The organism is Streptomyces sp. NPDC051567, assembly GCF_044454165.1.
Classification (GTDB): Bacteria; Actinomycetota; Actinomycetes; order Streptomycetales; family Streptomycetaceae; genus Streptomyces.
This window is the reverse complement of the sequence record NZ_JBITDK010000040.1, coordinates 26,813-35,994: the sequence shown is the minus strand read 5'-3', so window position 1 is coordinate 35,994 and position 9,182 is coordinate 26,813. Positions and strand designations below refer to the sequence as shown.

Sequence of the window (9,182 nt, the reverse complement as noted above, 5' to 3'; positions counted from 1 at the left end):
GCCGCCTACGGCCACTTCGGCCGCGAACTCCCCGACTTCACCTGGGAACGCACCGACCGCGTGGACGCCCTGCGCCAGGCCGCCGGCCTGTAACCGGGAGCGGTTGCACCCCGTCCGTTCCCGTCACCGAGGAAGAGCCACATGACCTCCACCACCACGCAGTCCACCTCCTCCCGCCAGGAGCAGGCGTCCGCCGACCAGGCCCGCCGCCGGGCGGAATCCCTCGTCACCGACCTGCGTCAGGGCACCTGGACGGCGACACCGCTCGAACAGCGCGTCGCCGCCGTCCTGGTGACCGCGACCGCGGCGGACGGGCTGCTCACCGCGGGCCGCGTCCGCGCCGCCCTGTGGGAGGGCGACCTGACGATGACCTACGAGAACGGGGGCCGCTTCGCCCACGCCCTCGCGGACCTGGTCCCGATCCTGGACGACCCCACCCTGAGCGTGCCCGACGTGATCGCCCTGACCGAGATGGCCGCCGAGCTCGTCGCCGCCGTGGCCGGCCTGGGCTGACCGGGTACGGACGGTACGGACCTGCACCCACGGGCCCACGGCCGTACGGGCCCACGGCCGTACGGGAGAGGGCCCGGGAGCCGCGCCTCGCGCGACCCCCGGGCCCTCTCCCGGCCCGGGGGGAGCCGGAGGGGAGAACGGGTCCCGCTACCAGGGCCCGTGGGCGGCGTAGCGCGCGTACCCCTCGGACTCGGCGGCAGCCCCTGCGCCTGCCCCGGCCGCGGAGGCCGTGCGCCGCACCGCCGGTACGCCGTCCTTCTGCCGGGCCGCCCCGCCGGCCTCCGGCAGTGCCATGTCGAAGTCGCGCCAGAGCCAGGCCCACGCGGCGACCGGCGCCCACCGGCCGCCGCGGCCACCGGCCTCCACCCGCTCACCGGCCCCGTGCTCGGGCACGCGCCCGGCGCTCACCGTCCGGCCTCCACGGCCGCGGCGGCCGACGCGTCCGCGCCCCCGTACCGCACCCCGGTCAGCTCCTGCGACAGCTCCCACAGCCGGGCCTGCGCCGAAAGGTCCTGCGCGGCCCTGCTGGAGCCCACCCGCACCGGTGCGCCCCGGCACTCCTGGAAACCGCCGGGACCCAGGTACGAGCCACCCGGCACCAGGGGATCGGCCGCCGCCCGCAGTACGGGCAACGCGGCCTGCGCGGGAGGCTGCCCCAGCCACCGCAGAGCGGCCCCGCTCACCAGCCGCAGCCAGCCGGGCGCGTCACCGCTCCAGAGGGCCGTCGCCGACAGGCCCGGATGCGCCGCCACCGACACGGCCGCGGAACCCGAGGCGGCCAGCCGCCGCTGCAACTCCCGGGCGAAGAGCAGGTTGGCCAGCTTGGACCGCCCGTACGCCACGACCGAACGGCGGTCCGTACCCGCACGCGCGCGGTCCAGGCCGCCACCGCCCACCGCCGCCTTGTGGGCCAGGCTCGCCATGGTGACGACACGCGACCCCGGAACCTCCTGGAGCAGCCCCAGCAGCAGGCCGGTCAGCGCGAAATGCCCCAGGTGGTTGACCCCGAAGTGCGCCTCGTAGCCGTCCTTCGTCCGCCGGTAGGCGGGGAACATGACCCCCGCGTTGTTGACGAGCAGGTCCAGCCGGTCGTGACGCCGCCGGACCTCGGCCGCGGCCTCCCGCACCGACTCCAGGGACGCGAGGTCGAGCCGCACCACCTGCGCCCGCCCGCCGAGGCCGTCCGCGACGGCCCGGCCGCGCGCCGTGTCACGACAGGCGATCACCACGCGCGCGCCCCGCGCGGCGAGCACCCGGGCCGTCTCCAGCCCGAGACCGGCGGAACCGCCGGTGATCAGCGCCGTCCGACCACGCAGGTCGGGAATGTCCTCTGCGGACCAGCCCATGTCGTGTCTCCTCGCTCTGGAAGGCTCGGCCGTACTCGTGTGCGGTCGGGGTGTGTCCGGTTGCCGACCGGTCGGTCGTGGAGACGGACCCGGAGGCGGAGCCGGAGACGGGCGGTGCGTCAGCGCCCGGCCCCGTAACCGCGGCCGACGATCCTTTCGGCGGAGGCGGCGTAGTACGGGGCCGGGTCGGCCGGTACCTCGGTGGCCAGCCCGCTGACATACCGGTTGAACATCGCGAACGACGCCGCGATCAGCACGGTGTCGTGCAGGTGGGCGTCGGTCGCGCCCTCCGCGCGGGCCGCGGCGACCGCCTCGTCGGAGACGGGCTCCGCCGCCGCCCGCACCTCGGCGGCGATCCGCAGCAGAGCCTTCAGCAGCGCCGGGACCGGCGCGGACCCCGGGTCGGCGAGGACCGCCGCGACCAGCTCGGCGCCCCCCTCCAACTGGGCCGCGGCGAAGGCGCTGTGCGAGTCGGCGCAGAACCGGGTGCGGTTGAGCTCCGAGACGTACGCGGCGATCAGCTCGCGTTCACCCCGGCTCAGCGGGGAGTCGGTGGTGCGCAGCAGCGTCTCGGCGAGCCGCGAGAGCACGGCCCCGGTGTCGGGGCGCTGCGCCATCAGGCCGCTGATGCCGGGAAGGCCGTTGGTGATCTCGATGTGCGGCACTGGTCTGCCCTCCGTTCCGTGGGACGGTCCGCGGTCGGTTTCTCATCATCGTCGGCACGTTCGCCGGACCGGCCAACTCGCAGAATGCGCAGTCACCCGCCCGCAGCGTGTCCGGCCGGCCGTCCTCCTCACCGGATGCGCCGGACGATCCCGGGGCCGTCCGAACGTCACAGCGCACGCAGGGAGTTGGTGCCTTTTCCCCGACTGCCAAGATGAGGCGAGGACACGTCCCCCAGCCCTTCAGCAAAGGATTCACCCGTGCCTCACATCGCACTCACCAGCGGCCTTCCCGGGATCAGGGGGCTGATGGCCGACCGCCCCGACACCGCCGCCCCACTGAACGACCTCGCCGACGTCCTGCTGCGCGGGGAGTCACCGCTCTCCCGGGGCGAGCGCGAACTGATCGCCGCGTACGTCTCGGAGCTCAACCGCACCCCGTTCTGCGCCGGCACCCACGGCGCGGCAGCAGCCGCACAGCTCGAAGGCGGACGGGAACTCGTCAGGGCCGTCCGCGACGACCTCGCGTCCGCGCCGGTGACCCCGTTGCTCCGCGCCCTGCTGCGGGTGGCCGCCGAGGTGCAGGCACAGGCCCGGCCCGTCTCCGAGGAGACGGTCGCCGCCGCCCGCGCCGAGGGCGCCACCGACACGCACCTCCACGACACCGTTCTCATCGCCGCCGCCTTCTGCATGTACAACCGCTACGTCAGCGGCCTCGCCACCGCGGTGCCCACCGACCCCGGCTACTACGACGAGGCGGGCCGCCGGATCACCGCCCACGGCTATGCCCGTGCGGTCTGACCGGGCCGCCGGTGTGCCCGTACCGTCGAAGGACACCACCGGTACGCCCGCACCGTCCGCCGGGAAGGCACACGGGACACAGGACAACGGGCCGGACGGCGGGCCGGGCCGGAAGGCAGGCCCGAAGGCGGACCTGAAGGCGGACCGCAGGGCGCACCGCCGGTCGGTCACCGCGACGGTCGTCGGCAACTTCGTGGAGTCCTTCGACTGGCTCGCCTACGGCCTCTTCGCCCCCCTGCTCGCCACCCACTTCTTCCCTTCGTCGAACCCGGTCACCTCCCTGATCGGGGCGTTCGCCGTCCTCGGCATCGGCGTCCTGGTCCGCCCGCTCGGCGGTGTCCTGCTGGGCCGCCTCGCCGACCGGCGTGGACGCAGGCCCGCCCTGATGCTCGCCATCAGCCTGATGACGGCCGGCTCGGTCCTGATCGCCGTCACCCCCACCTACGGGACGATCGGCATCCTCGCGCCCCTCGTCCTGCTCCTGGCCCGCGTCGCCCAGGGAGTGGCGGCGGGCGGCGAGTGGCCCGCCGCCACCGCGTACCTCATGGAGGTCGCCCCGCCGAAACGCAAGTGCCTCTACGGAAGCTTCTTCTCGCTGACCACCGCCGCGGGCGCCTTCGCCGCCTCGCTCCTCGGCGGCAGCCTCACCGCGCTCCTGGGCCCGGACGCCATGGCCGCCTGGGGCTGGCGGGTGCCGTTCCTCGTCGGCGGTCTCTTCGGCGCCGTCCTGCTGGTCATGCGCCGTCAGCTGACCGAGACCGAGGTCTTCCGGCGCGAAGCCGGCGGGAGCGCCGCCCGCGGATCGGTCCGCCACGTCCTCACCGCCCACCGGCGCCAGGTCGTGATCTCCGTCCTGTTCATCTCCGGCATGGCCACCGTCGGCGGCACCTGGACCTCGGTGGTCCCGGCCATGGGCCAGCGCCTGGCCGAGCCCGGCGTGATGTTCTGGGCCGTCGTCTGCGCCACCTCCGTCATGATGGCCCTCAACGTTCCGATCGGCCTGCTCGCCGACAGGCTGGGGCCCCGCCGCTTCCTGCTCGGCGCGAGCGCGGTCTTCGCGGTCGTCGGTTCGTACACCTTCCTGACCGTGCAGGGCACGTTCACCAGCCTCCTGCTCGCCTACGGCAGCGGCGTCTTCTTCCTGGTCTCCGCGACCACCACGCTCCCGTCGATCCTCTCGGACCTCTTCCCGGCCGAGAACCGGGCCCTGGGCATGGGGCTGCCGAACGCGGTCACCTCGGCCCTCCTCGGCGGTGTCGCACCGGGTCTCGCCACCTACCTCGGCGACCGGGGAGCGTCGGGCTGGTTCATCGGGGGTGTCATGACGGCCGTGCTCCTGACCTGGCCCGCCGCACTCCTCCTCTCCCGCACACCCGCGCCCGCACCGGCCGTTCTCGGCCGCTCGTCCCTGGACCTGACCAAGTGACCTGCCCGGCCCGCACCGCCGCCCCGCCCGCCCGGGGCCGCCCGGCGCAGGACAGCAAGTCCGGAGATGTGCGGGCGCCCGGCCGACGCCGACGATGTGCCCATGGATGACGTACTGACCGGCCCCGCGGACATCGGCAGGCACTACGACGAGCGCACGCCCATCGGCGAGGAGTTCCGGGGCGGGCAGCTGCACATGTGGTACTGGTACGACCGTGACGACGAGGCCTCGCTGCCACAGGCCGTGCACCGCACCACCCGCAAGGTCACCGGGACCCTCGGGCTGCGTCCGGGCGAGCACGTCCTGGACGCCGGTTGCGGACCGGGCGAGACCGCGGTGTACCTCGCCAAGGAGTACGGGGTCGGTGTCACCGGCGTCACCGTCAGCGGTTTCGAGCTGGACACGGCCCGGCTGCGGGCCGGGGCGGCATCGGTCGGTGACCGGGTCGGCTTCCGTTACGGCGACTACATGGACCTGCCCTTCGCGGACGCGACGTTCGACGCCGTACTGGCCCTGGAGTCCCTGCAGAACGCCCCTGACCTGCCGCAGGTGCTGGGCGAGCTGTACCGGGTACTGCGGCCCGGCGGCCGGATCTCCTTCTCGGACTTCAGCCTGGAGTCGGACGCGGAGCCCGAACGGGTGAAGCAGTTCATGACGACGCTGAAGCTGCCCGTGCTGCCGACCCTGCCGGAATGGCTCGCGCACACCAGGGACGCCGGATTCGAGATCGAGGAGTACACCCAGTGCGGCCCCCGGGTGTTCGGCATGAAATCCAAATACCTCGCCACGGCCATGGGCCGACGCGACGAGATCGCCGAGAAGTTCGGTGAGAGCGAGCTGACCGAATTCTCCCGCCTGCACCGCGGCTTCTTCGCCCCGAGGAAGGACCAGATCGGATACGTCATCGTGTCCGCGCGAAAGCCGCGTTCCTGAGCCGCCCGTGCGGCGACCCGCCGGCCGCTCCGGGACAGGGCCGGACCGGCGGGAACTGAGCACGACGAAAGTTGTTGCCCTCCTTCCCGCCAGCGAGCATGGCCGACGGTGAACCCGCCTGACACGTATGAGGAGACCGAATGAAGCAGCAGACCGTCATCGACGTCTGGGTTCCCGACCTCGGTTTTCCGGGGGTGACCGAGAGGTGGATGAGGATGGGCTCGGAATTCGAGAGCGCCCATCCCGAATACCGCGTCAACATAGTGAAGCGGGACTTCTGGTCCTTCCCCGCGAAGGTCGCCGAGGGAGCTGCTCAAGGGGACGTCCCGGCCATCGCGGAATACTACTTCTACGTGGGCGAAGCGGCTCGTGACGCGCGTGCGCAGGACGGCACCCCGCTCTTCACCTCCCTGGAGAAGGCCATCGCGGGCCGCACGGAGATCCTCGGTCAGCCGGTCGTCACCGGCGACCTCCTCCCCGCCTTCCGCGACTACTACACCATCGACGGCGAGCTGGCCTCCATGCCGTCCGTCGGCACCACGATGTTCCTCTACGCCAACACCGATCTGCTGCGCGCGGCGGGCGTGCACGAGATGCCCCAGACCTGGGACGAGGTCACGGCGGCCTGTGCGAAGGTCGCGCTGCTGGAGGACGGACCGGAGCACGCCATCACCTGGTCCAACCACGGGCTCTTCTTCCAGCAGGCGATCGCCAACCAGGGCGGGACCCTCGTGGACCAGGACAACGGACGCTCCGGCCGGGCCACCACCGTGGACCTCGCGTCGAAGGAGATACTCGCCTGGGTCGAATGGTGGCGCGGGCTCCACCGCGACGGCCACTACCTCTACACCGGCGTCATCCCGGACTGGGCGGGCACCCTGAGGGCCTTCGCCGAGCAGCGGGTGGCGTTCAGGATCTCGTCGTCCAACGACGTCAACTACATGGTCCAGGCGGCCGAGAACGGCGGATTCGGCATCGAGGTGGGCCGCTTCCCGTACAACGACCACGTGCCGTACGTCGGCAACGCGGTCGCGGGCAGCTCCCTGTGGATAGCGGAAGGACTCGACGAGGCCACCCGGGACGGCGCGCTGGCGTTCACCCAGTTCCTCACCACCGCGCGCAACGCCGCCGACCGGCACAAGGAGAACAGCTTCGTCCCCCTCACCCACGCCTCGTACGCACTCCTGGAATCGGAGGGCTGGTTCGCGAAGTACCCGTACCACGCGGTCGCTTCCGAGCAGGTCAGCTCCTACCCGGAGCGGGTGGCGGAGGCCCGGGGCGGCGAGCTGCCCACCGTGCCGCCGGTACGCGGAGCGCTGTTCGGCAACTTCGCCGGCATCCAGGACGTGATGACCCGGGCCATGCACGACGTGCTGGCCGAGGACGCCGACCCCGCGGAGCGGTTCGCCGCCGCCACGGTCGAGGCGCAGCAGCTCCTCGACGCCTACGAGGCCGACTGCAAGGACAACGGGCCGAGCGACCCGGACCTCCTGCGGGTCGAGTTCTTCGCCGAGCGGGCCGCCGGACGGGACTACACCGCCGCGGACATGGAGGACGTGGTGCGGCTCAACCGCTGAGCCCACGACCGCACCTGCCGCCCCGCGGGCGGCCCGAAGGGGACGGTGCGGTCCTCCCGGTCACGGACCGGGGGGACCGTGCCGTCCCCTTCGGCGCGGGAGAGGCCGGGCCGAAGGCGATCCGGGCAATCCACGAGATGCGGCGGCGGCCGTCGTGCCGGGAAGCTGGGGGGAGCGTCTCAGCCGATGGACCGATCCCCTGAGACATCTCCTTTCCTTCCGTCCAGGTTCCTCAGAAAGGTCGCGCGCATGACTGTTCAGACCACCCACCCCACAGTGGCCGACCTCTTGGACCGCTTCCTCGACGGGGCGGCGGCCGATCAGCTGGAGGACCGCTTCGTCGCTCTGGTCGGCGCGGTGTGGAGTCCGGACGGCGGCGCGAACGACCTCGCCGTCGCGGCGGTGACCGAGCTGGTGGCCGCGTTCGGCGAGGCGGACGACGAACGCAAGGGCTACCTCGCCGTGCTGCTCGCCCTGCTCGTGGAGAGCGAGTACCCGGCCGAGGAGGGTCCGCTCACGTCCGCGGCGCGGGCGGGTCTCGACCGCTACCTGGAGGCGCTCGCCACCGGCGACGCGGACCGGCCGTTCACGCTCGCACTGCTCTACCTGGTCTCGCACTTCCCCGGCGACCGGGACCGCGTCCTCGCCTCGGTCCAGGACCTCGCGCTCGACGAGCACGACCTCTCCCGGCTGGACCGCGGACTGCAGAGGCTGGACCTCTCCCGCCCCGACGTGGGCCGGGTATGGCCCTCCCCGGCGATCTGGAAGCTGGGCGACGAGGAACGCGGCTTCGACCAGGAGGCCGTCAACGCCCTCACCCCCGAGCAGGTAAAGACCAACTGGGACAACGACACGCGCACCGTCTGGGCCTACTGGGGCATGCGCGCGTACTGGGCGGTGCGCAACCACACCGTTCCCCAGGAGGTCGCCTACCCGATGCCCGCCGAGGCCGCCGACCCGCCGGCCCCCTCGGAGCTGCCCGCCGAAGCCTTCCTGCGCCACACCGAGGCACTGCGCTGCGCCTCCTGCCGTAGCCGCCTCGACATCCGCGAGGGCAGCGCACGGTGCGGCCGGTGCGCCACGACGTACCCCATCACCCACGGCCTGCTCGACCTGTCCGCGGGCCAGAGCGACGAGGCGTGGCGGGAGAGCGCGGCGGAGAAGAGCGACGACTCCACCGCCAACCTGCTGTCCAAGCTGGCCGCCATGCCGAGCATGGGCTACTACTACGAGGCGGTGCTGCGCCCGGCCTTCCTGCGGATCTCCGGACTGAACTGGGGACTCGCGGTCACCCCGGCCGACGAGGACGCGTACCTCGCCGCCCACACCGCCCCGGTCGACGGCCCGGTGCTGGACCTGGCGGCCGGCGCCGGCCGCTGGACGGAGGTGGTGGCGCAGGCCGTCGGCACCGAGCGGCTCATCGCCCAGGACATGGGGCTTCCCATGCTGACCGCGCTGCGCAACCGGCTCCCCGAGGTTCCGGCCGTCGTGGCCAGTGCCCTGGAGATCCCCTTCGACGACGCCTCCCTGGGCGGCGTGAACTGCTGGAACGCCCTGCAGGCGTTCCCCGAGCAGGCGGACCTCGCCCTGCGGGAGATCGGCCGCGTCCTCAAGCCGGGCGGTACGTTCACCATGCTGACCTTCCGGTGGGCCGACGACCCGCTGGACCGTTACTTCCAGGCGTCCCACTTCTTCCCGAGCCGTCCTGCGGGGATGCTGCTCTTCGAACTCGACGACATCAAGAAGTGGCTCGCCGACGCGGGACTGGACATCCGCCACGAGTCCGGTACCGGCACCTTCGTCTTCATCACGGCCGAGCGCCGCGCCTGACGCGTCCGCGCGGCCGTGACCGGCCGCGGGGGGGGGGGGGGGTGGGGGGGGGGGGGGGGGGGGGGGGGGGGGGGGGGGGGGGGGGGGGGCACGG

Annotated in this window: 9 protein-coding genes; 6 read left to right on the top strand and 3 right to left on the bottom strand. The window is 72.9% G+C overall.

Features of this window, described 5'->3' with window-relative positions; all coding sequences use genetic code 11:
• Positions 1 to 141: 141 nt before the first annotated feature.
• Positions 142 to 513, top strand: coding sequence for a hypothetical protein (locus ACIA5F_RS28735; protein WP_399357965.1), 372 nt, complete (start codon positions 142 to 144; stop codon positions 511 to 513).
• Between the two features lie 147 nt (positions 514 to 660).
• Here the strand turns inward: ACIA5F_RS28735 and ACIA5F_RS28730 are convergent, their stop codons facing one another.
• From ACIA5F_RS28730 to ACIA5F_RS28720, 3 genes are all read right to left on the bottom strand, one after another.
• A complete protein-coding gene (locus ACIA5F_RS28730) occupies positions 661 to 921 on the bottom strand; it encodes a hypothetical protein (RefSeq protein ID WP_399357963.1) in 261 nt (86 codons plus the stop codon).
• Positions 918 to 1,859 carry an oxidoreductase gene (locus ACIA5F_RS28725; RefSeq protein WP_399357961.1) on the bottom strand — a complete coding sequence of 314 codons (942 nt, stop codon included), beginning with the start codon at positions 1,857 to 1,859 and terminating at the stop codon, positions 918 to 920. The genes ACIA5F_RS28730 and ACIA5F_RS28725 overlap by 4 nt, the downstream gene beginning before the upstream one ends.
• A 119-nt stretch (positions 1,860 to 1,978) precedes the next feature.
• Positions 1,979 to 2,524 (bottom strand): carboxymuconolactone decarboxylase family protein, encoded by a 546-nt coding sequence (locus ACIA5F_RS28720; protein ID WP_399357959.1) that lies wholly within the window; start codon positions 2,522 to 2,524, stop codon positions 1,979 to 1,981.
• Between the two features lie 258 nt (positions 2,525 to 2,782).
• On the opposite strand from ACIA5F_RS28720, the gene ACIA5F_RS28715 reads away from it, so the two are divergent.
• The 5 genes from ACIA5F_RS28715 (at position 2,783) to ACIA5F_RS28695 (ending at position 9,088) form a co-directional block, all read left to right on the top strand.
• Positions 2,783 to 3,322, top strand: coding sequence for a carboxymuconolactone decarboxylase family protein (locus ACIA5F_RS28715; RefSeq protein WP_399357957.1), 540 nt, complete (start codon positions 2,783 to 2,785; stop codon positions 3,320 to 3,322).
• Positions 3,312 to 4,748 (top strand): MFS transporter, encoded by a 1,437-nt coding sequence (locus ACIA5F_RS28710; RefSeq protein ID WP_399357955.1) that lies wholly within the window; start codon positions 3,312 to 3,314, stop codon positions 4,746 to 4,748. Before ACIA5F_RS28715 ends, ACIA5F_RS28710 begins: the two co-directional genes overlap by 11 nt.
• Before the next feature lie 102 nt (positions 4,749 to 4,850).
• Positions 4,851 to 5,681: an SAM-dependent methyltransferase gene (locus ACIA5F_RS28705; RefSeq protein WP_399357953.1), complete on the top strand. Its 831-nt coding sequence runs from the start codon at positions 4,851 to 4,853 to the stop codon at positions 5,679 to 5,681.
• Positions 5,682 to 5,821: 140 nt separating this feature from the next.
• The gene (locus tag ACIA5F_RS28700; protein WP_399357951.1) at positions 5,822 to 7,258 is read left to right on the top strand and encodes an extracellular solute-binding protein; all 1,437 of its coding nucleotides are present in this window, start codon (positions 5,822 to 5,824) and stop codon (positions 7,256 to 7,258) included.
• Positions 7,259 to 7,507: 249 nt separating this feature from the next.
• Positions 7,508 to 9,088, top strand: coding sequence for a class I SAM-dependent methyltransferase (locus tag ACIA5F_RS28695; RefSeq protein ID WP_399357949.1), 1,581 nt, complete (start codon positions 7,508 to 7,510; stop codon positions 9,086 to 9,088).
• Positions 9,089 to 9,182: the final 94 nt, after the last annotated feature.